The following is a 19,088-nucleotide window of genomic DNA, read 5'->3' as shown; positions in this document are numbered from 1 at the left end:
CTGGATCGGACGCACATATTAGGATGCTTGCATGTTTCAGGAGGTGCGCAATGGATCTGGTTTCACTCGTTGAACGTATCGGAGAAGCCCCTACGGCCGCCCTCTTTGGCCTTGCCACCGGGCTGACCTTTGGCGTCGCTGCCCAGCGCTCGCGGTTTTGCCTGCGCGCGGCCACCGTTGAATTCGCCCGCGGGCGGATGGAGGACAAGGTGGCGGTCTGGCTCCTGACCTTTTCCACCGCCGTGGTCTGGGTGCAGGCCGCGCAGCTTCTGGGGCTGATGAATGCAGCCGATGCGCGCATGATGGCGGTCCCCGGCAGTTGGTCTGGCGCGGTGATCGGCGGCTTGCTGTTCGGCGCGGGCATGGTGCTGGCGCGAGGATGTTCGGGGCGGCTTCTGGTGCTGGCCGCCACAGGGAACCTGCGCTCGGTCGTCTCGGGGCTGATCTTTGCCGTGGTCGCGCAGATGAGCCTTGCGGGCGTTTTGTCTCCTCTGCGCGACAAGCTGGCTGCCCTCTGGGTCACTTCGGGCGGGCGCAACATGGATCTGCTGGCCACCGTGGGTCTGCCCGATTGGGGAGGGCTCGCCATGGGCCTTGCGATTGCAGTGCTCGCCCTGTGGCTCTCGCGCAGGAACCGCATTGGCGCGGCGCGGCTGATCTTTGCCTCGGGGGTCGGCTTTGCCGTCGCCATGGGCTGGGTGCTGACCTATGGACTCAGCCTCGTGGCCTTTGACCCGGTGCAGATCGAAAGCGCCACCTTCACCGGCCCTTCGGCTCATACGCTGATGTTCTTCCTCGACCGCAACGCCATCCTGGAATTCGATGTCGGCCTTGTCCCCGGTGTCTTTATCGGCGCGATGATCGCCGCCGCCTTTGCCGGAGAGATGAAGATCCAGGCCTTTGACGGTCCCGTTACCATGCGCAAGGCCATGATCGGAGCCGCCCTGATGGGGTTCGGCGGCATGCTGGCAGGCGGCTGCGCCATCGGCGCCGGTGTCACCGGCGGGTCCATCTTTGCCGGAACCGCCTGGCTGGCCCTGTTCTGCATGTGGATCGGCGCGATGGTCACCGACCTGCTGGTCGATCAACGCGCCGAACGCGCATTGGCCTGACGCGGCCTTCAGAAGAAACTCTGCGGGTCGATATCAACGCTGAGCCGCAGATCACCTTTGAGCCGCACCGGCGCGATCCAGCGGGCGATTGCCTCTTGCAGCGGCGCACCCTTGGCGGCCTTCACCAGCATTCGCACCCGGTGGCGCCCCCGAATGCGGGCGATGGGCGCGGGCGCCGGTCCGAACAGCTGCGCGCCGATCTGGCGCAACGCACCGTCGCTGCGCGCCAATGTCTCGCCCAGCTCAAAGACCTGCGCCAGATCCGCCCCGGACAGGATAATCCCTGCCATGCGGCCGAAGGGCGGCACCCCGGCGGCCTGCCGCTCGGCGGCCTCTGCCTTCCAGAAGGCTTCCTCATCCCCCGACAGGATCGCGCGGATCACTGGGTGTTCCGGCTGAAAGGTCTGCAGCAAGGCCTCACCCGGTTTTTCCGCACGTCCCGCCCGCCCGGCGACTTGCCGCATCAACTGGAATGTCCGCTCAGCCGCGCGCAGGTCCGACCCTTGCAGGCCCAGATCCGCATCGATCACCCCCACCAGGGTCAGCAGCGGAAAGTTGTGCCCCTTGGCCACCAGCTGCGTACCAAGGATGATATCCGCCTCCCCAGCCGCAATCTCTTCGATCCGCTGTTTCAGGGCGCGGGCCGAGCCGAACAGATCCGAGCTCAAAACCGCGATGCGCGCCTCGGGAAACAGTGCCGCCGCCTCCTCTCCCAGCCGCTCGATGCCGGGGCCGACCGGAGCCATCTTGCCCTCGACCTGACAGGACGGGCAAACCTCGGGCACGGGTTTTGTCTCACCGCACTGGTGGCACATCAGCCGTTTCAGGAAGCGATGCTCCACCATGCGACTGTCGCAGTGATCGCAGGCCACCTGCGCCCCGCAGGCCCGGCAGATCGTCACCGGCGCAAAGCCACGGCGGTTGAGGAATAGAAGCGACTGCTCGCCGCGCTCAAGCCGCGCCTTCATGGCGAATTTCAGCGTCGGAGAGATCCAGGTCGAGGGCAGCAGGTCTTCGGCCCGCATATCCACCGCGCGCATGGTGGGCAGAACCGACTCCCCAAACCGCGAGGTCAGATCCAGCCGCTTGTATTTGCCCGCTTCGGCATTGGCCCAGGTCTCAAGGCTGGGCGTGGCCGAGGCCAGCACCACCTGCGCCGAGCACATGGCCGCCCGCAGAACCGCCATGTCGCGGGCGTTGTACAGGACGCCATCCTCCTGCTTGTAGGAAGTGTCGTGTTCCTCATCGACGATGATCAGACCCAGATCGCGAAACGGCAGGAACAGGGCAGAGCGCGCGCCGATCACCAGTTGCGCCTTGCCCTGCCCGACCATGCGCCAGACGCGGCGCCGTTCGGTCATGGTCGCGCCCGAATGCCACTCTGCCGGGGTGGCGCCGAACCGCGCCTCGACCCGTTTCAGAAACTCCGCCGTCAGCGCGATTTCCGGCAAAAGCACCAGCGCCTGCCGCCGGGCGCGCAAAGCAGCCGCCACGGCCTCAAGATACACCTCGGTCTTGCCCGATCCGGTGACGCCCATCAGCAGCGTGGTGCCATAGGTGCCGCTTTTGACGCCCTCCTCCAACGCCGCCGCAGCAACCGCCTGATCGTCAGTCAATTCCTTGCCCGGCAGATTGGGGTCCAGATGCGGATAGGGCAGATCGCGCGGCGTTTCCTCCTCCCGCAAGGCGCCCTGTTTCACCAGCCCCTTCACAACCGACGGGGTGACACCCGCCATATCGGCCAATTCTTTTGGCGTAAAAGCGAGCCCGCCGTATTCCTCGATCGTGTCCAGCACCCGCGCACGCGCATCGGTCATCCGGTCGGGGTCCTGATCCCCCCGCCGCAGGATCTTGCGCATCGAGGGCGGATCAGACAGGCCCGGCGCGCGGCTCGCCAGCCTTAGCATCGCAGGCATCGGCGTCAGCGTGTAGTCAGCCGCTTTGCCAAGGAAAGCGCGCATTTCGCTGCGCATCGGCGCAACATCCAGCACACGAGTGACACTGCGCAATTTGGACGAATCAAAATCCCCCGCTCCAGGCCCCCAAACCACGCCCAGCACCTTGCGCGGTCCAAGCGGCACCTCCACATAGGCGCCCAGGAAACAGCCGCCCTCGGGCGCGCGGTAATCCAGAAGCCGATCAAGCGGTTGCGTGGTCAGCACCGCCACCCGCTCCCCTGCCTCGAAGTACTCCTGTCCGCTCACCGCTGCCTACCTTCCGACCCAGCACCGCGCCGGGGCTTTTTAATGCCTCCCTCATGAGGTAAAGGCTAGCTTAAACAAGGCCAACCCACGCCAAAGGATTACGTCAGATGAAATTCTTCGTAGATACCGCCGAAATCGATGCCATTGCCGAACTCAACGACCTTGGCATGGTGGATGGCGTCACCACCAACCCCTCGCTGATCAAGAAGTCAGGTCGCGACATCATCGAAGTCACCAAGGAGATCTGCGATCTGGTCGATGGCCCCGTGTCCGCCGAAGTGACCGCGACCGACGCCGACACCATGATCAAGGAAGGGCGCAAGCTGGTGGAGATCGCGGAAAACATAGCCGTCAAGGTGCCTCTGACCTGGGATGGCCTGAAGGCCTGCAAGACCCTTTCGGACGATGGCCATATGGTCAACGTGACGCTGTGCTTTTCGGCCAACCAGGCGCTTCTGGCGGCCAAGGCGGGCGCGACCTTCATCTCTCCCTTCATCGGGCGGCTCGATGACATCAACCTCGACGGCATGGAGCTGATCGAGGACATCCGCACCATCTACGACAACTACGGCTTCGAGACCGAGATCCTCGCCGCCTCGATCCGCACCGTGAACCACGTTCTGGACTCGGCGCGCATCGGCGCCGATGTGATCACCGCACCGCCCGCCGTGATCAAATCCATGGTGAACCACCCGCTGACCGACAAGGGGCTCGATGCCTTCCTCGCCGACATCAAGGCGGCAGGCATCAAGATCCTGTAACCTCTCCGGCAATCTACCCGGTTTCGAAAGGCGCTCTTTTTCGGGGCGCCTTTTTCATGCCGCAAGGCCCGGAATGCCGGGTCAAGGGCCGCGACAGCGGTCGCGCATCGCGCGATCCACCCTTGACGCGGCCTCTTCAAACACAGTGGGCATGGCGCTTTGAGGGGGCACACTGCCCCCTCAAACGCTTCTCAGCAAACAGCAAAAGGTCCGCAAGGACCGCCCCGCCGGGCGTCAGCCCGGCGCCCGGCCCAACCGGCAAGGGCCAGTCCCCGACTGTCCCGCAGCGGGCGGGAGCCCCACCGGCATGGGCGTTCCGGCCAGCGTCCGGCAACCAACCAGACGCGTCATCGGGCAAGAACCGCCTCACCAAGCTTCAACCCGTCCCCGACCGCCGAATAGACAGGGAAAGGTCTGCGGGCAGAAAGGTCGATCTCCCGCCGGATCCAGCCTTGATCCTCGACATCCAGCAAAGACATCGACAAGGCGCGATCCGTGACCGGGGCCAGCCCCGCCCGCAAACTGGAAAACCGCACCGGGCGTGTGGACTGCGCCAATATGGGCAAGGTCCAGCGTTTGCGTAGCAAAGCGCGTGCGGGATCCTCCTGCACCTGATCCAGAACATGCGCTGCAACCTCCGCCGCGACCGCTCCTTTTCCGGTCAGCCTGAACTCGGGGCGCAGAGGATGCCCGTGGCCGGGGTTGCGCATCAGGAACCCGAGATCGATCAGATGGGCAAGACTGGCCCCAAAGGCTGTCCGCCCAGCCCCAATGGCCGCAAGCAAGGGCGCCTGCCGCCCCGCAACACCGTGATGCATCGCCGCCAGAATGTCGAGCGCCCAAGCTCGCGTCGTCAACTTGACAAGATCATCAATGTCCATAAAGTATAGTTACATTACTTTTTGAAAAAGGAATAGTCTCAATGGCACTGGTTGACCTGACAAACGCCCTCACCATCGCGCTTTCGGTCACGGACCGGCATGCAAGCGCAAAATGGTATTCGGAAAAACTGGGGTTTGAGCTGCGCTTTCACCTGGACGACGCTGGCTGGACCGAGATGCAGACCAAGACCGACAATGTGGTGCTGGGCTTGGGCGAGCAGTCTACCCCTACCCCCGGCAATGCGATCCCGGTCTTTGGCGTAACAGACCTCGACAGCGCCCGCACCGCCCTTGAGCAGGCCGGAGTGGCCTTTGACGGGCCAAGCGAAACCATCGAAGGCATGGTCAAACTCGCGACCTGCTATGATCCCGACAACAATGCGATCATGCTGGCCCAGGACCTGGCCCCGGCGGCCTGACTCGCGGGCAGGCTTGGCAAAGAACGGCCCGTATGGGGGCAGTTGCGCAGGAAAAACTAGAGACTGCCCCCCCACATGTGCTAGAAAGCCTCAAAACCCGCACAGAGGTTCCAAAGCACGATGAGCAGCATCCCCGCCGAAACACCTGATACCCTTCGCAAGAAGATCATCGAAAAGCCCGACATGGTTCTGGACGACCCGGACGTCATGAACGCGTTGGTGGCCGCGAACGAGCGCGCAATGGGCTCAAACATCGTGGACTTGCGCGGCATCGCCATGGAGCGGCTCGAAGCGCGGCTGGACCGCCTGGAGGACACCCATCGTTCGGTCATCGCGGCTGCTTACGAAAATCTGGCCGGAACCAACCAGATCCACCGCGCCATCCTGCGCCTTATGGACCCGGATGATTTCCCCGGCTTCCTGGCAAGTCTCGACAGCGAAATGGCAGGCATCCTGCGCGTCGATGCTCTGGCACTGGTGCTGGAAACCCGGCAAGAAGACGGCTCTGCCGCCGCCGAACGCATTGGTGATGTGCTCAAGACAGTGGCGCCCGGTTTTGTTGCAGAATTTGCGGCCGTGGGCAGCCGGGGCGGCACGGACCATCAGGTCAGCCTGCGGCAGATCCAGAGCGGCAGCGCCCGCATTTATGGCACTAAGGCCGAGTGGATCCGCTCAGAGGCCTGTTTGCGTCTCGATCTGGGAGAGGGACGCCTGCCGGGCATGCTTGTGCTTGGCTCCGAAGACCCGCATCAGTTCTCGCCCCAGCACGGAACCGATCTTCTGGCCTTTTTTGCCGGCGTCTTTGAACGGACGATGCGCCGCTGGCTGGCATGAGCCTGATCTCTCAGGCCATGATCTCAGCGGCCTGCCGGGACGCGCTACAGACCTGGCTGGAGAGCCTCAGCGCTCTGGGCGGCGCGGCTGACAATACGGTCAACGCCTACCGAACCGACGTCAGCGGATTTCTGGCGTTCATGACGAACCATCACGGCGCGCCGCAGGGCCTCGGTGCGCTGGCGCAGATTTCCACCGCGGACATGCGCGCCTGGATGGCCTCTGAGCGCGGCACCGGCACCGGATCACGGTCACTGGCCCGCAAACTCAGTTCTGTCAAAACCTTCTACCGCTGGCTGGCCGCCCGTGAAGGGTTCGAACCAACGGCCGTTCTGGCCACTCGTTCTCCGAAGTTCCAAAAGAAACTGCCTCGCCCCCTCGCCGAGGACGCTGCGCGCGCGGTGATCGAGACGGTCGAGCTGCAATCGACAACCGATTGGATCGCTGCGCGCGATGTGGCCGTTGTCACCCTTCTGTATGGCTGCGGTTTGCGCATCTCAGAGGCGCTGGGTCTGACCGGATCGGATGCACCCCTGCCGCCGGTGTTGCGCATTACCGGCAAGGGCGGCAAAGAGCGCGTGGTACCGGTGATCGCTGCCGCGCGCGATGCTGTCGATCGTTACCTGCGCCTCTGCCCGCACCCGCGGGAGGCCGCATCACCCCTGTTTCGCGGGGCCCGTGGCGGCGCCCTTAATCCAAGGCTGGTGCAAAAGGTGATGGCGCAGGCGCGCGCGCAGCTGGGGCTGCCCGCTACGGCCACGCCACATGCGCTCCGACACAGTTTCGCAACCCACCTACTGGAGGCCGGCGGCGACCTGCGAGCCATCCAGGAGCTTTTGGGCCATGCCTCCCTGTCGACCACCCAAGCCTATACCGCCGTGGACACAGCGCATCTCATGGAGGTCTACAACCGGGCGCATCCAAAAGCGTGACCTCTTACGAGACCGAAAGTGCTACTGCTCAGAGACGTTGAAATACCGCCCAGGTAAAGGACTGCTCTGCGCCGCCGGGCGTCTTGTGCATCTCTTGCCAGTGGTGTCGCAACTCAAACCCGGGACCCATCTCGACTGCCAGCTGTTCGCAGGAATATCTGCGCACGGGCAGACCACTGCATTTGTCAGGGCCATCCGGCGCAAAGGTGGCCAGGATCGCGTAGCCGCCACTCTCCACACCCGCGTTCAGTGCAGCGACATAGGCCGCCCGGTCCGCCGCATCGATCAGGAAGTGGAACACCGCACGATCATGCCAGACGGCATATCGGCGCGGCGGCGTCCAATCGGTGATATTCGCAACGATTCGCGTGACCTGTGTCGACTGCCTGCCCAGTCTCTCTGCGGCAACGGCATGGGCGGCTTCCGAAATGTCCAGAACCGTGAGGTCTTTCCAACCGCGCTCCAACAAGACCTTTGCCAGATCTGACGCGCCGCCGCCCACGTCAATCAGGGGTTGGTTCTCGGCTCCAGTCAGGGCAATCGCCCTAAGGGATGTATCCGGGCGCGGCTGATACCAGCTAACTTTGCTGGGATCCTTTGTCTCGTATACGGCGTTCCAGTGTGCGTCTCGCTGCGTCATGGTTTGTCCCCTTGCGCCGGTAGCCCACGGTCTGGAGTTTGACCGCCACGACAGCATACATTCGCCTGGCAGAATGTGAATAGGCACTACCGGCCACCGAGGATGATTAAAATCCAAGACATTTCAAAACCGAAGCGTAACACGCCCTTAACCACGCCGGGTCTTTCTATGAGCAAACCGCTCCAGAAAGGATGCCCGCATGTTTCACGATCCGTCCCTGTTTCTTAACCAAGCCCCTGCAGCCCCGGCGCATCCCGTCTCGCGCATTCGCTGCCCCCGCTCGGCTCCGAAAACGATCTGGCCGACACCGGGTGTGATGGGAGAAGAGATGCAGCTGATCTTTGGCCCGTCTCCTTTGGACATCTTGGGATCGAACACGCCGGAGGGGAAGAAAACCCTGCACTGAACCCTTGCGGGTTCTGCCCAAATTCGCCATCACGTGCGGATGAAACCTCAGATCCGCGCCATTCTTGTCCACCTTCTGACTGCAACCGGAGCCGTTTTTGCCATGCTGGCCATGCTGGCCGCGGCAAATGCAGAATGGAGCCTCATGTTCCTTTGGCTGGTGGTCGCCTTTGCCGTGGACGGCGTGGATGGTCCGCTGGCGCGTCACTATCACGTCAAACGCTATGCGCCCCAATTTGACGGGGTGCTTTTGGATCTGATCATCGACTACCTGACCTATGTTTTCATCCCGGCCTTTGCCCTGTTCCAATCAGGGCTGATGGCAGGTTGGACTGGCTGGTTCGCGATCATCGTCATCACCTTTGCCAGCGCGATGTATTTCGCCGATACGCGGATGAAGACAAAGGACAACTCCTTTTCTGGGTTTCCCGGGTGCTGGAACATGCTGGTGCTGGTAATCTTCGCCCTGCAGCCAAGCCATTGGACCAGTCTGGCGCTTGTTACGCTGTTGGCCATTGCCATGTTCCTGCCGCTGAAGTTCATTCACCCGGTTCGCACCCAGCGATGGCGTAGCATTTCCCTGCCGATCGCGCTGATCTGGACGGCGCTGGCCGGCTATGCAGCCTGGATCGACTTTCATCCCGAAAGCTGGGCGCATTGGGGGCTTGTAGTAACGTCGCTTTATCTTCTGTTCGTGGGAATCGTGCAGCAGGTCTTCCCTCCAAAGCGTACCTAAGACGCGGGATCATTAGATCAGCAGAGCAAAAACCAAGGCATGGCAAGAGGTTGCAAATCCTCCACAAAGCCGCATCAAATGCCAAGCACTTTGCGGCACGGGGGTAAGCCGCGCTTAAAGCCTGAATGTCAGAGTGGACGTCCATCTCTCTCACCACTGTCGCGCTGCGACCATTCAGGAGACACTTTCATGCCTTCGATTTCTGCCCTAGGCGGCCTTTCGACCGCGCTGTTTTCGACAATGTCAGCGCAACGGTCCGAACTGCCAGAACAAACGCCGCAACCCGGTCCTCCAGATCATGCCAAGGCCTGGGGCTGGCGCGCGAAGCAGGCTGCAGCGGCTGAAACCGTACAGCCTCCCGTAGAGGCACCCACCGACCTGCAGGAACCGGCAAAGGTAGATGCGCTGCTCAGCGGCAGCTTTGGCGAAATCTCGATCAAGATCGAAAATGCCGCAGGGGAATTCAAGATCGAAGTGGCTCGCGATGACGACGGGCTCAGCGTCGAAATCAAGGCCGAGACCAATTTCGGTGAGATCAAGATCGAATTCGAAAGCGGCGAACATGGCGGCATAGAGGTCAAGTTCGAAATGGACGATGCCGCAGAGATTTCACTTTCGGTTTCCAACCTTGATGACAGCGACGATGAAACCGCTGTCGAACTGTTGGAAGACGCGGTCGCCGAAGGCAGCGGGCCCGCCGCACCGGAATCCAGCGGCGCTGACATGGAAAGCGTCGTCATGAACAACACGCTTGGAACAACCGCGACCACTGCATCCGGCGCGATGTCAGAGTATGAAAAGATGCAGGCGCTTTTCTCCTGATCGTCTCAAAGCACAGCTCCACATCGGAGATTTCAGATAAGCAGCCCTGCCGCGCCTTCATGGCGCAGCAGGGTTACCTTCGTTTCGACGCCGCCGCGCCCTGAGAAGCCCCCAAGATCCGAACTGCCAAGAACCCGATGGCAAGGAATGAGGATCGGAATGGGATTGGCGCCGCAGGCATTGCCAACGGCCTGGGCCGAGCTGCCAATTCGCCGGGCCAGCTCGCCGTAGGTGCGTGTCCGGCCAAACGGGATCGCTGACATTTCAGCACAGACAGCCCTTTGATAGTCCGATCCAGCCACGTGCAGCGGCAGATCAAAGACCCGTAAGCGACCGTCAAAGTAGGCCGAGAGCTGTTGCAACGCCTCAGCCAGTATTCCGTCAGGCTCTGATGGGACTGCGATGACAGATGATGTTACGCCCCAAGAAAGGCCCGTGATTGCACCGCCTGACGCGGTGAGCGTCAACAGCCCGACAGGCGACTGCAAGCTCGCTTCGGACAAGATCTCCATCTCCCGCCCCTCCATTTTAACACCACCGACACCCTTTGGTATAGGTTTGGTAACCATCTGTCGCAACGCCCTGCCCATGCGAGCGCGACACAGCAGCAGGTTACTTTGTTATTTATTTAGAGCGTGTCGGCCACCACGGTCGGCTGAAATCAAGCTGAGTGACACTCTGCGAAGATTGAACGCGAACAGGTTTACAAGATCGGGATTGAGACATGCTGACACTGGATACCCACAACACGGTCTGGAAGAACCCATTCAAAGCACACGCCCCGATTCATGTCGATCCGATGATGCGAGACCTCACGATCTACCACCTCACGGCAGTGCAGGAGACTGAAAAGGTCCCCACACCAACCGAGCGAAAGCTTGGCAGTGACGAGGGCATGGCTTTTCGCATCCAACGTGAGGTGGGTCTGGAGCAGGAAGAGCTGAAAGTCGGGCCCGTCGCCCAGGAGCCTCCCTCCAAGCCCTACAATCAACAGCTAAAGGAGATCGGGCTTGCTCCGGAATGGGACAGCAAGGCAGGCCCATCCGGCGGGATCGACCATGATAGCTCCTCGCACGCACAGGCCGAAATCTCGTCGGCAGCCAAGGCGCTTTGGCAGCAATATGTCGCGCTTCTGGCAGGGCGTGCCGTCGGCCCCCTCCCAATGAGCGTCATCAATGCGGTGGCGAGCTATTCATCCGCAAAGCAGGCAGTAGCCGCATAATACCGCTACTCACTCTCTCACCACTCACCCAACCAAAAGCGCCGCCGAGACCCATCATGGGTTCCGGCGGCGCTTTGGCTTGTGACGATCCTGCAACTGGCGGTCCGCCCCGGCGTTAGCCAAGGGCGGTGTTGCAACGGCCGCAGACGCCCGGATGGGCGTGGCTGCCGACGTCGGGCTGAATCTTCCAGCAGCGCTGACACTTCTCGCCGTCAGCCTTTTCAAAGACCACCGAAATGCCATCCACCTCGGGCATGCGGAAGGCTTCGGCCGGGGCAGGATCACCGGTCAGCACCACGTCAGAGGTGATGCAGATATCGGCGAAATTCACCGATTTCAGCGCCGCCAGCACCTCGGCATCGCGCACATGCACCACCGGGGCAGCCTCAAGCGAGGCACCGATCACCTTGTCGGTACGCTGGATTTCCAGCGCCGAAGTCACCACCCGGCGGGCCTGACGGATCGACGCCCATTTTGCCGCCAGGGGTTCGTTCAGCCAGTCAGCGGGAGTTTCAGGGATATCCACCAGATGCACGGAACTGTCGTCACCCGGGAAGCGTTCCAGCCAGACCTCTTCCATGGTGAAGACCAGGATCGGCGCGAGCCATGTGGTCAGCCGGTGGAACAGGATATCGAGCACAGTGCGCGCGGCGCGGGCATTCAGCGTATCACCATCACAATAAAGCGCATCCTTGCGGATATCGAAGTAGAAGGCCGACAGGTCCACCGTGGCGAAGTTGAAGATCGCCTGCCACACACCATTGAAATCAAAGGCCTTGTAGCCTTGGCGCACGGTATGATCCAGCTCGGCCAGGCGGTGCAGCACCCATTGTTCCAGCTCGGGCATATCGGCGGGCGCGACGCGCTGGTCCTCGGTGAAATCGCCAAGGCTACCCAGCATGAAGCGCATGGTATTGCGCAGGCGGCGGTAGCTGTCAGCAGTGCCCTTCAGAATTTCCGGGCCGATGCGCTGGTCGGCGGTATAATCGGTCTGGGCCACCCAGAGGCGCAGGATATCGGCGCCGTACTGCTGTACGACCTTTTCCGGCACGATTGTGTTGCCCAGGGATTTGGACATCTTCATGCCCTTCTCATCGAGCGTAAAGCCGTGGGTCACAACATTGCGATAGGGGGCGCGGCCAAGGGTCCCGCAGGCCTCCAAGAGGGAGGAGTGGAACCAGCCGCGGTGCTGGTCGGTGCCTTCCATATAAACATCGGCGATGCCGTCCTCGGTGCCATCGGCGCGGTCGCGCAGCACGAAGGCATGGGTGGAGCCGGAATCGAACCACACATCCAGCACGTCAAAGACCTGCTCATAGGCCTCTGGGTCGACGATGCCGCCCAGAACCTGTTCCTTGAAGCCGTCCTCGTACCAGACATCGGCGCCCTTTTCCTCGAATGCGGCAACGATGCGGGCGTTCACCTCGTCATTGCGCAAGAGATAGTCGGAATCGGTCGGCAGGGCGCCTTTCTTGGTGAAGCAGGTCAGCGGCACGCCCCAGGCGCGCTGGCGCGATAGCACCCAGTCGGGGCGCGCTTCGATCATGGAATAAAGACGGTTGCGACCGGTCTGCGGTGTCCATTTCACCAGCTGGTCGATCGAGGTCAGCGCGCGTTCACGGATGGTCTTGCCGTAATTGTCGAGCCCATCGCCCAGCTCGCGATCCACAGCCACGAACCACTGCGGCGTGTTGCGGTAGATGATCGGCGCCTTGGAGCGCCAGGAGTGCGGGTAGCTGTGCTTGATCTTGCCGCGCGCCATCAGCCCGCCAACCTCGACCAGTTTGTCGATGACGGCCTTGTTGGCATCGCCCTCGCCGCCCTTGCGGTTGAGGATATACTTGCCGCCAAAGAAGGGCAGATCGGCCCGGAAGGAACCATCATCCATCACGTTGTAGGTGATAACCTGCTCCAGCATGCCGAGGTCGCGGTAGAGTTCGAATTCCTCCATCCCGTGGGAGGGCGCGCAATGCACGAAGCCGGTGCCTTCGGTGTCGGTCACAAAATCGGCGGCGCGGAAATCGCGGATGTCATCCCATTCGCCGTTGCCGCCCTCGGCTCCTGCCAGCGGGTGGGTCAGACCGATACCGGCAAGGTCCGAAACCGGCACATCGGCCACGCGGGTGTACTGGTCTTCCTCCAGCCGCGCGCGTTTCATCACATCTGCTGCCAGGTTGTCGGCCAGCACGTATTTGTCACCCACCTTGACCCAGGATTCCTCCGGCGTGCCGGTCACCTCGTAAAGGCCGTAGGCAATGTCCTCGCCGTAAACCACGGCCTTGTTCGACGGCATGGTCCACGGAGTCGTGGTCCAGATCACCACATAGGCGCCTGCCAGTTTGTGATCGGCAGGCTCAGCCACCTTGAACTTCACCCAGATGGTGAAGCTTTCCTTGTCGTGGTATTCCACCTCGGCCTCGGCCAGGGCAGTTTTCTCCACCGGCGACCACATCACGGGTTTCGATCCCTGATAGAGCGTTCCGTTCATCAGGAATTTCTGGAATTCACCCGCGATCACCGCCTCGGCGTGGTAGTCCATTGTCAGGTAGGGATCGGCCCAATTGCCGGTGATACCCAGACGCTTGAACTCTTCGCGCTGGATATCGACCCATTCATCGGCAAAGGCGCGGCATTCCTGGCGGAATTCCACGACCGGCACCGCATCCTTGTTCTTGCCCTTCTTGCGGTACTGTTCCTCGATCTTCCACTCGATCGGCAGACCGTGACAGTCCCAGCCCGGCACATAGCGCGCATCAAAACCCATCATCTGGTGCGAACGCACGATGATGTCCTTGATGGTCTTGTTCAGCGCGTGCCCAATGTGCAGGTGCCCGTTCGCATAAGGAGGGCCATCATGCAGGGTAAAGGGCTGGCGACCCTTGGCGTTCTCGCGCAGGCGATCATAGACGCCGATCTTGGCCCAACGCTCCAGCCATGTGGGCTCGCGCTTGGGCAGGCCTGCGCGCATGGGGAAATCGGTCTTGGGCAGGTTCAGCGTGTCTTTATAGTCGGGGGTCTGGGGCGTGTCGGCGCACATCGGTGGCGTCCTTTGAATAGCTGTTCGGTCTTGGGATATTCGGTTCGGTGCGATGGCTCAAGCACCTTTGCCCGGCGGCTCTTGCGTTTCCTGCAAAGGGGATCAGAGCGCCGGGTTCGTAATTCGAATAATGATGGCCGCGCGGTGGGACATGGGCGCCTTATAGGGTGGTCGCGCGGAAGGGTAAAGCGATAGAGCGATGCCACAGGCCCCGTTTGCTTCCCAGGGCGCATGAAAGGTTGCCTCGCGCACCCCATGGATGTATTCACGATGGCATAATCAACTATGCAACTATGACAGGGCCTTCTTGTGAAATCATACGTTCTTCCAGCGCTGATTGCCGTCAGCGTCACCGTTTCCGCGTGTTCCTCCGAGCAAACTCCCAGCCAAACCTATGCAGAAACGTTGCAAAGCTCGGAACAACTGCCAGTATCGAAGAACATCTCTCTGACGGCCGCGGGCAAGAAATTGCCGCTGGAAACCGGAACCACTACCCGGATCGGCTTTGCCAATACCGACCTCAATGATCCCAACCCACCGATGACCGAAGCGGACTGCAGGCTGAAAAGTGTCGCTTTCACCGGAAGCATCAAAGCTCCAGCAAAATTGAACTTGCCCAGCTTTGGCCGTGCCACCCCCCCGATGACCATCACCTGCACGGATGGGGATGACACGGTCACAAAAACCGTCGAGGTTGCCAACCTAACCCAGATCAAGGCCCAGCAAGACGCAGCAGGACAAATGCTATGGGGTGGTGGCCTGCTGGGGGCCGCTGTTCTGGCGGGCATGTCGAGTGAGCGCGACAAATCGCAGGACAACTACGGCTACCCTCCGCAAATCATGCTCAAATAGAGCCACCGGGCCTTGCGCCTGGAAAGCAAACCTCCGAGGCCGCTGCTGTGCCGGCCTCGGCGAGCACGCGCTGAGAACGGTGCTGAAACCAGATTTTCACACTTTAAAACAGTATTTTAATACGTTTCGCGCGCGAAACATTTGTGACCGCCTTCAGGCGTGAAACAACATCCCCACACCATAGGCCATGGCAGCTGCCGCACCGCCGATGAGCAGGGTCTCCCCCCCCGAACGCCACCAGGGCGCAAGGGACCAACGGCTTTTGAAGGCACCTATCGCAAAGAAGCACGCCATGGTCATCCAGGACGAGATCGCAAAGGCATTCGCCAGCCCGAACAGAAAAGGCAACAGCGGCACCATCCCTGCCACCAGGAAAGCGGCAAAGGTGGCCAAGGCCGCCTTCATCGGGCGTGGATCGACACCAGAAAGGCCGTACTCCCCCTCCATCATCAGGTCGATCCAAGTCTCGCGGCTCTTGCAGATCTCATCGGTGGCTTCTTCCAGAACCCGTCCACTCAGCCCTTTAAGCCGTAGGATTTCGCGCACCTCGCTGCGCTCTCCATCTGGGTGGGCATCGATATGCTGGTTTTCGATCTGGCGCAGGCGCCGGATATCGTCCAGTTCGGCCTTGGTTCCAGAGTAGTTGCCTGCTGCCATGGAAAACCCATCGGCCAGCACATTCGCAAGGCCAAGTGCGACGATCACGAAAGGCGACAGCCCCGCACCCGCAACGCCTGCCACGATCGCAAAGGTCGTGACCGAGCCATCGATGCCGCCATAGACCACGTCTCGAAGCACACCGCGCCCCGGCGGCGAGCCGATACGATCCCTGATTTCCTGCTGGCTGTGGCCGTGTTCTTCTGCCATGGCGGGCGTCCTTTCCTGATGCCCACCAGACTAGCCTCTTTCACCTCCTCAGCCTTGCGTCAGATCAAGAGACCAAATGCGCGCATCCCAGCCCCCAGATGCTCCCGATGCTCCCGCGCGCGTTTGAGCGCGGTTGAGGCGCCCGCACCATCTCCCCCTGGCGCCCTTGGGGCCTGTGCGGCGCAACGCGCACCGCTCAAGCGGCACCAGGCTCAACCGGGCAAGGTCGTCGTCGGACAGCCAGATTCCGGGCAACAGCGCCAAGAGCGACCCTCTTTCTCTTTGGGAATTTGTTTACTTGGATTGCGGGTCGGTTTTTCGCTTGGAAAACAAGCCGGACAGCGCCCCTTGCACCACCTTTCGGGTCGAAGGCTTCCGACCTGCGGAAAACGGCATCGGGCGGCATACTTCCATCGCGGCGATGCCAACCCTCGCCGAAAGTGCACCGTTCACCACGCCCTCGCCAAACCGGCGCGACAACTTGGACAGCACCGATCCTCCCAGAACCGATTCGAGCATATCATCGCCTGCCGCCACGGCTCCGGTTGCAACGAGATGCGCCAGAACCGCCCGCATCAGCCGCCATGAACTGAAAAGGCCAGACCGGCCACCGTATATCTCGGCCACGCGGCGGATCATCCGCACCGAGGCCGAAAGCGCCACCACGACATCAGCAAGCGCCAACGGCACCAGCGCCGTCACCAGCGCCACCTGCCGGGCCGCGGCCTCAACCTCTACCAGCGCGCGGGCATCAAGCGGCGCCAGCAGCTCCTCTTCGACAAGGTCCAGAACAGCGTCACCATCCATAACCTCCCCGCTGCGCTCCGCCAGACGCGCGCGCGGCCAGCTGAGATCTTTGCGATGGGCGTAAAACCCGTTTATCTGGCCCTCAATCTCGCGCGCGGCGCTCATATTCACCGCGGCTGCGGTCCGCACCTGCGCAGCGCGACTGCGCAAATCATCCACCCGGCGCAACCGAGCCAGTGCCAGCCCTTCCCGCACCAGCATGATCAGCGCCAGAATCAGCAAGGCCACCAGCCCCGCACTCACCGCCCAGCCCAGAACCGGCAAGCGCGCGACCAAGGAGGTGGCGAAATCCCAAACCGCGAGAGAGGCCGCTGCCCCAAACAGCGACAGGAGTATCCCCCAGAACCACCGCGACAGACGCGAGCGGGGACGCGCCGCGATCAAGACGGCCTGCTCCAGCGCCACAGGGGATGAATCGCTCCCGCCCGCAGGTGCAATGTCAGGCACCGGCGCAGCCTCACTCACCTTGGGTGCAGGCTGGGGGTCGTGCTCCAGATCGAAAACCACGGGACCCTGGGTCATGCCGTCATCTCCAGTTTTTCCCTACGCGGCCGCCAGACGTACTCGATATCCGGCAGCCCCTCTTCGTTTCGGGTTCCATCGCTGCGCCGGACTTCGGTAAACCCTTCACGCCGATAGAACCGCTGCGCGCCCTTATTGGCCTGGAAGGTCCAAAGGCTCAGGCGTGGGGCTTGGTCGGCCCTGCTGACCTCCCCTTTTGCAGCATCCAAAAGCCGCTTTCCAATGCCCTGCCCGCAGGCCTCGGCCGCCAAATAAAGAGAGCAGATCTCAGCTCCATCCCGCGCCAGAAACCCGACGATGCCCTGATCGGTTTCAGCCACGGTAACCCAGCCCCGGTCGATCATCACACCGCAAAACGCAATAGCCTCTGCCCCTGTATAAAGATCAGGCATCCAGGTGGTCTCGCGGGTAAAGCGGTGCAGGATCTCACCCATTTGTCCGGCATCCGTTGATCGCGCGGGGCGCAGCGTCGGAGTCATAGCCGGTCTCCGATCAGGAACTCCGCAGCCCGATCCAACCTAATGTGGGGCGGGCCGTCCCCGGGTTTCAGATCAAGGGTCGCCGGGGCAAAGCGCATGGTCTGATAGTCACCTTCGAGCCAGCGTTCGACCCCTTGCCGCGCCGGGACCAGCAGTTTGCCCGGATCCTGAGGCAAGGCACCAGGATAAAAGGCGGCCTGTTTCCCACTGTCCAGCAGGGTGCCGCGCACGCAGGGAAGATCCCGCCCTTCGTGTCGGCGCATTTCTTCGGTTGTCGCCCGGATCGAGGCCAGTGCGAGCGCCGCCGTCTCCGCCCCGGCAAAACGGGCCCGGTCCTGCGCATCGCGGGTCAAAGCCTCGATAATGGAAGTCAACTGCGGGTGCTGCTCGTGGTGCAGATGATCCGCCTTTGTGGCTGCAAAGAGGATCCTCTCTACCCGTTTGCCACCCAGAACCCGCGTCAGAAACCGATTGCGACCGGGTCGGAATGCGCCGAGGATATCCGCCATCGACTGGCGCAGATCCTCGACTGCGGGCGGGCCAGAGTGAATGGCACCCAGCGCATCCACCAGCACCACCTGACGGTCAATGCGCGAGAAATGATCCCTGAAAAAGGGCCGCACCACCTGCGTCTTGTAAGCCTCATAGCGGCGCGCCATCTCGCGGCGCAGGCTGCCACGCGGCGCCTTTGCCTGCCCGGCCCGCACCGGCGCAAAGGTCAAAACCGGCGATCCCGCCAGATCCCCCGGCAGTAGAAACCGCCCGGGCGTGCAGTCGTAAAACCCCGCCTCACGGGCTGCTTTCAGGTACTCGGTAAAGGCCGCAGCAACGGCCTGCGCCAGTGGCTCATCATGGGGCGCATCGCCGTCGCAAGAGGAAATCGCCGCCATAAAACCCTGCGCTTGGCTGCGTGCATCGATCCGCGCCAGAACCTCTGCTGACCAATCCTCATAACTCTTGTCCAGAAGGGACAGATCCAAAAGCCATTCGCCCGGATAATCGACGATATCAAGGTGCAGCACACGCGGCCCCTGCAGACCAGACAAAAGACCGGTTGGCCGTACCTTGAGGCTCAGCCGCAGCTCCGAGACCGCCCGCGTACTGTCCGGCCAATTCGGTTCGGGGCCGGTCAGGGCTGCCAGGTGGTTTTCATAGTCAAAGCGCGGCACCGTGTCATCGGGCTGGGGCTGCAGAAAGGCCGTCTCGATCCGCCCCTCCCGCGCCGCCGAAAGCTGCAGCATACGCCCCCTGTTCATCAGGTTGGCGACCAAGGAGGTAATGAAGACCGTCTTGCCCGCCCGCGCCAGGCCCGTCACACCAAGGCGCAAAGAAGGCTCGAAAAGGGCCTCGGACAGGCTGCTGCCAAGGGCCTCTACCCTGCGGGCCGTGCTGTCGGCTAGGGATGTCAGTACCACGCGCCTGCCTTTGTTCTGCTCTGCCACTTGCTTCGGTCGTTGCGCCGATACAGTCAAGATAGGCAGGAAGTCGCGGCGATACCAGTGCAGGGCGTGCCATCCGCAAGGGGCTTGCCTCGAACTGTGGCCCGCGCTACTGCC

Annotated in this window: 19 protein-coding genes; 10 read left to right on the top strand and 9 right to left on the bottom strand. The window is 62.0% G+C overall.

All coding sequences use genetic code 11. The features are described 5' to 3' along the window. Nucleotides 1-50: 50 nt before the first annotated feature. On the top strand, nt 51-1,112 hold the full coding sequence (locus tag INS80_RS11200; protein ID WP_192965719.1) for a YeeE/YedE family protein: 1,062 nt from the start codon (nt 51-53) through the stop codon (nt 1,110-1,112). A gap of 8 nt (nt 1,113-1,120) precedes the next feature. Here INS80_RS11200 and INS80_RS11195 read toward each other — a convergent pair whose 3' ends face one another. Continuing rightward, a complete protein-coding gene (locus INS80_RS11195) occupies nt 1,121-3,316 on the bottom strand; it encodes a primosomal protein N' (protein WP_192965718.1) in 2,196 nt (731 codons plus the stop codon). A 107-nt stretch (nt 3,317-3,423) separates the two neighbouring features. On the opposite strand from INS80_RS11195, the gene fsa reads away from it, so the two are divergent. Continuing rightward, the gene (fsa, locus tag INS80_RS11190) at nt 3,424-4,077 is read left to right on the top strand and encodes a fructose-6-phosphate aldolase (RefSeq protein ID WP_192965717.1); all 654 of its coding nucleotides are present in this window, start codon (nt 3,424-3,426) and stop codon (nt 4,075-4,077) included. 347 nt (nt 4,078-4,424) lie between these two features. On the opposite strand, the gene INS80_RS11185 is transcribed toward fsa, so the two are convergent. Then, nucleotides 4,425-4,958, bottom strand: coding sequence for a transcriptional regulator (locus INS80_RS11185; protein WP_192965716.1), 534 nt, complete (start codon nt 4,956-4,958; stop codon nt 4,425-4,427). 41 nt (nt 4,959-4,999) lie between these two features. Here INS80_RS11185 and INS80_RS11180 point away from each other — a divergent pair, with 41 nt between their 5' ends. From INS80_RS11180 to INS80_RS11170, 3 genes are all read left to right on the top strand, one after another. After that, entirely contained in the window at nt 5,000-5,377 is a 378-nt protein-coding gene (locus tag INS80_RS11180; protein ID WP_192965715.1) for a VOC family protein, read from the top strand. Between the two features lie 120 nt (nt 5,378-5,497). Beyond that, nucleotides 5,498-6,211 carry a DUF484 family protein gene (locus INS80_RS11175; protein ID WP_192965714.1) on the top strand — a complete coding sequence of 238 codons (714 nt, stop codon included), beginning with the start codon at nt 5,498-5,500 and terminating at the stop codon, nt 6,209-6,211. Further along, nucleotides 6,208-7,143, top strand: coding sequence for a tyrosine recombinase XerC (locus INS80_RS11170; RefSeq protein WP_192965712.1), 936 nt, complete (start codon nt 6,208-6,210; stop codon nt 7,141-7,143). Before INS80_RS11175 ends, INS80_RS11170 begins: the two co-directional genes overlap by 4 nt. Nucleotides 7,144-7,171: 28 nt before the next feature. On the opposite strand, the gene INS80_RS11165 is transcribed toward INS80_RS11170, so the two are convergent. Continuing rightward, the gene (locus tag INS80_RS11165; protein ID WP_192965711.1) at nt 7,172-7,783 is read right to left on the bottom strand and encodes a class I SAM-dependent methyltransferase; all 612 of its coding nucleotides are present in this window, start codon (nt 7,781-7,783) and stop codon (nt 7,172-7,174) included. Nucleotides 7,784-7,982: 199 nt separating this feature from the next. Between INS80_RS11165 and INS80_RS11160 the strand changes: the two genes are divergently transcribed. From INS80_RS11160 to INS80_RS11150, 3 genes are all read left to right on the top strand, one after another. Beyond that, complete coding sequence (locus INS80_RS11160; protein ID WP_192965710.1) at nt 7,983-8,189, top strand: hypothetical protein; 207 nt, start codon at nt 7,983-7,985, stop codon at nt 8,187-8,189. Between the two features lie 39 nt (nt 8,190-8,228). Then, nucleotides 8,229-8,924, top strand: coding sequence for a CDP-alcohol phosphatidyltransferase family protein (locus INS80_RS11155; RefSeq protein WP_192965709.1), 696 nt, complete (start codon nt 8,229-8,231; stop codon nt 8,922-8,924). Nucleotides 8,925-9,113: 189 nt separating this feature from the next. Next, nucleotides 9,114-9,746, top strand: a complete 633-nt coding sequence (locus tag INS80_RS11150) for a hypothetical protein (RefSeq protein ID WP_192965708.1) — start codon at nt 9,114-9,116, stop codon at nt 9,744-9,746. A 32-nt stretch (nt 9,747-9,778) separates the two neighbouring features. On the opposite strand, the gene INS80_RS11145 is transcribed toward INS80_RS11150, so the two are convergent. Then, complete coding sequence (locus INS80_RS11145; RefSeq protein ID WP_226892603.1) at nt 9,779-10,258, bottom strand: methylated-DNA--[protein]-cysteine S-methyltransferase; 480 nt, start codon at nt 10,256-10,258, stop codon at nt 9,779-9,781. A 212-nt stretch (nt 10,259-10,470) separates the two neighbouring features. On the opposite strand from INS80_RS11145, the gene INS80_RS11140 reads away from it, so the two are divergent. Next, nucleotides 10,471-10,968, top strand: a complete 498-nt coding sequence (locus tag INS80_RS11140) for a hypothetical protein (protein WP_192965707.1) — start codon at nt 10,471-10,473, stop codon at nt 10,966-10,968. A 115-nt stretch (nt 10,969-11,083) separates the two neighbouring features. Here the strand turns inward: INS80_RS11140 and ileS are convergent, their stop codons facing one another. Continuing rightward, nucleotides 11,084-14,005 carry an isoleucine--tRNA ligase gene (gene ileS / locus INS80_RS11135; protein ID WP_192965706.1) on the bottom strand — a complete coding sequence of 974 codons (2,922 nt, stop codon included), beginning with the start codon at nt 14,003-14,005 and terminating at the stop codon, nt 11,084-11,086. 309 nt (nt 14,006-14,314) lie between these two features. Here ileS and INS80_RS11130 point away from each other — a divergent pair, with 309 nt between their 5' ends. Beyond that, on the top strand, nt 14,315-14,857 hold the full coding sequence (locus INS80_RS11130; protein WP_192965705.1) for a hypothetical protein: 543 nt from the start codon (nt 14,315-14,317) through the stop codon (nt 14,855-14,857). A gap of 153 nt (nt 14,858-15,010) precedes the next feature. Here INS80_RS11130 and INS80_RS11125 read toward each other — a convergent pair whose 3' ends face one another. The 4 genes from INS80_RS11125 to INS80_RS11110 all read right to left on the bottom strand — a co-directional run bounded on the left by INS80_RS11125 (nt 15,011) and on the right by INS80_RS11110 (nt 18,947). Next, nucleotides 15,011-15,724 (bottom strand): VIT1/CCC1 transporter family protein, encoded by a 714-nt coding sequence (locus tag INS80_RS11125; protein WP_192965704.1) that lies wholly within the window; start codon nt 15,722-15,724, stop codon nt 15,011-15,013. A gap of 294 nt (nt 15,725-16,018) precedes the next feature. Next, nucleotides 16,019-17,053, bottom strand: a complete 1,035-nt coding sequence (locus tag INS80_RS11120) for a YcjF family protein (protein ID WP_192965703.1) — start codon at nt 17,051-17,053, stop codon at nt 16,019-16,021. Next, nucleotides 17,050-17,532 (bottom strand): GNAT family N-acetyltransferase, encoded by a 483-nt coding sequence (locus INS80_RS11115; RefSeq protein ID WP_192965702.1) that lies wholly within the window; start codon nt 17,530-17,532, stop codon nt 17,050-17,052. Before INS80_RS11115 ends, INS80_RS11120 begins: the two co-directional genes overlap by 4 nt. Then, nucleotides 17,529-18,947: a YcjX family GTP-binding protein gene (locus INS80_RS11110; protein ID WP_192965701.1), complete on the bottom strand. Its 1,419-nt coding sequence runs from the start codon at nt 18,945-18,947 to the stop codon at nt 17,529-17,531. The genes INS80_RS11115 and INS80_RS11110 overlap by 4 nt, the downstream gene beginning before the upstream one ends. Nucleotides 18,948-19,088: the final 141 nt, after the last annotated feature.

Origin of the sequence: Phycobacter azelaicus (assembly GCF_014884385.1) — a bacterium.
GTDB lineage: Bacteria > Pseudomonadota > Alphaproteobacteria > Rhodobacterales > Rhodobacteraceae > Phycobacter > Phycobacter azelaicus.
This window is presented reverse-complemented; position numbering and strand designations above follow the sequence as displayed.

Excerpts from the sequence above, each read along its gene's own strand:
- INS80_RS11145 (WP_226892603.1), bottom strand. The coding sequence starts at position 10,258 with ATGGAGATCTTGTCCGAAGCGAGCTTGCAGTCGCCTGTCGGGCTGTTG.
- INS80_RS11155 (WP_192965709.1), top strand. The coding sequence starts at position 8,229 with ATGAAACCTCAGATCCGCGCCATTCTTGTCCACCTTCTGACTGCAACC.
- INS80_RS11180 (WP_192965715.1), top strand. The coding sequence starts at position 5,000 with ATGGCACTGGTTGACCTGACAAACGCCCTCACCATCGCGCTTTCGGTC.
- INS80_RS11140 (WP_192965707.1), top strand. The coding sequence starts at position 10,471 with ATGCTGACACTGGATACCCACAACACGGTCTGGAAGAACCCATTCAAA.
- INS80_RS11150 (WP_192965708.1), top strand. The coding sequence starts at position 9,114 with ATGCCTTCGATTTCTGCCCTAGGCGGCCTTTCGACCGCGCTGTTTTCG.
- ileS (WP_192965706.1), bottom strand. The coding sequence starts at position 14,005 with ATGTGCGCCGACACGCCCCAGACCCCCGACTATAAAGACACGCTGAAC.
- INS80_RS11165 (WP_192965711.1), bottom strand. The coding sequence starts at position 7,783 with ATGACGCAGCGAGACGCACACTGGAACGCCGTATACGAGACAAAGGAT.
- INS80_RS11170 (WP_192965712.1), top strand. The coding sequence starts at position 6,208 with ATGAGCCTGATCTCTCAGGCCATGATCTCAGCGGCCTGCCGGGACGCG.
- fsa (WP_192965717.1), top strand. The coding sequence starts at position 3,424 with ATGAAATTCTTCGTAGATACCGCCGAAATCGATGCCATTGCCGAACTC.
- INS80_RS11175 (WP_192965714.1), top strand. The coding sequence starts at position 5,498 with ATGAGCAGCATCCCCGCCGAAACACCTGATACCCTTCGCAAGAAGATC.
- INS80_RS11200 (WP_192965719.1), top strand. The coding sequence starts at position 51 with ATGGATCTGGTTTCACTCGTTGAACGTATCGGAGAAGCCCCTACGGCC.
- INS80_RS11125 (WP_192965704.1), bottom strand. The coding sequence starts at position 15,724 with ATGGCAGAAGAACACGGCCACAGCCAGCAGGAAATCAGGGATCGTATC.
- INS80_RS11160 (WP_192965710.1), top strand. The coding sequence starts at position 7,983 with ATGTTTCACGATCCGTCCCTGTTTCTTAACCAAGCCCCTGCAGCCCCG.
- INS80_RS11120 (WP_192965703.1), bottom strand. The coding sequence starts at position 17,053 with ATGACCCAGGGTCCCGTGGTTTTCGATCTGGAGCACGACCCCCAGCCT.
- INS80_RS11115 (WP_192965702.1), bottom strand. The coding sequence starts at position 17,532 with ATGACTCCGACGCTGCGCCCCGCGCGATCAACGGATGCCGGACAAATG.
- INS80_RS11185 (WP_192965716.1), bottom strand. The coding sequence starts at position 4,958 with ATGGACATTGATGATCTTGTCAAGTTGACGACGCGAGCTTGGGCGCTC.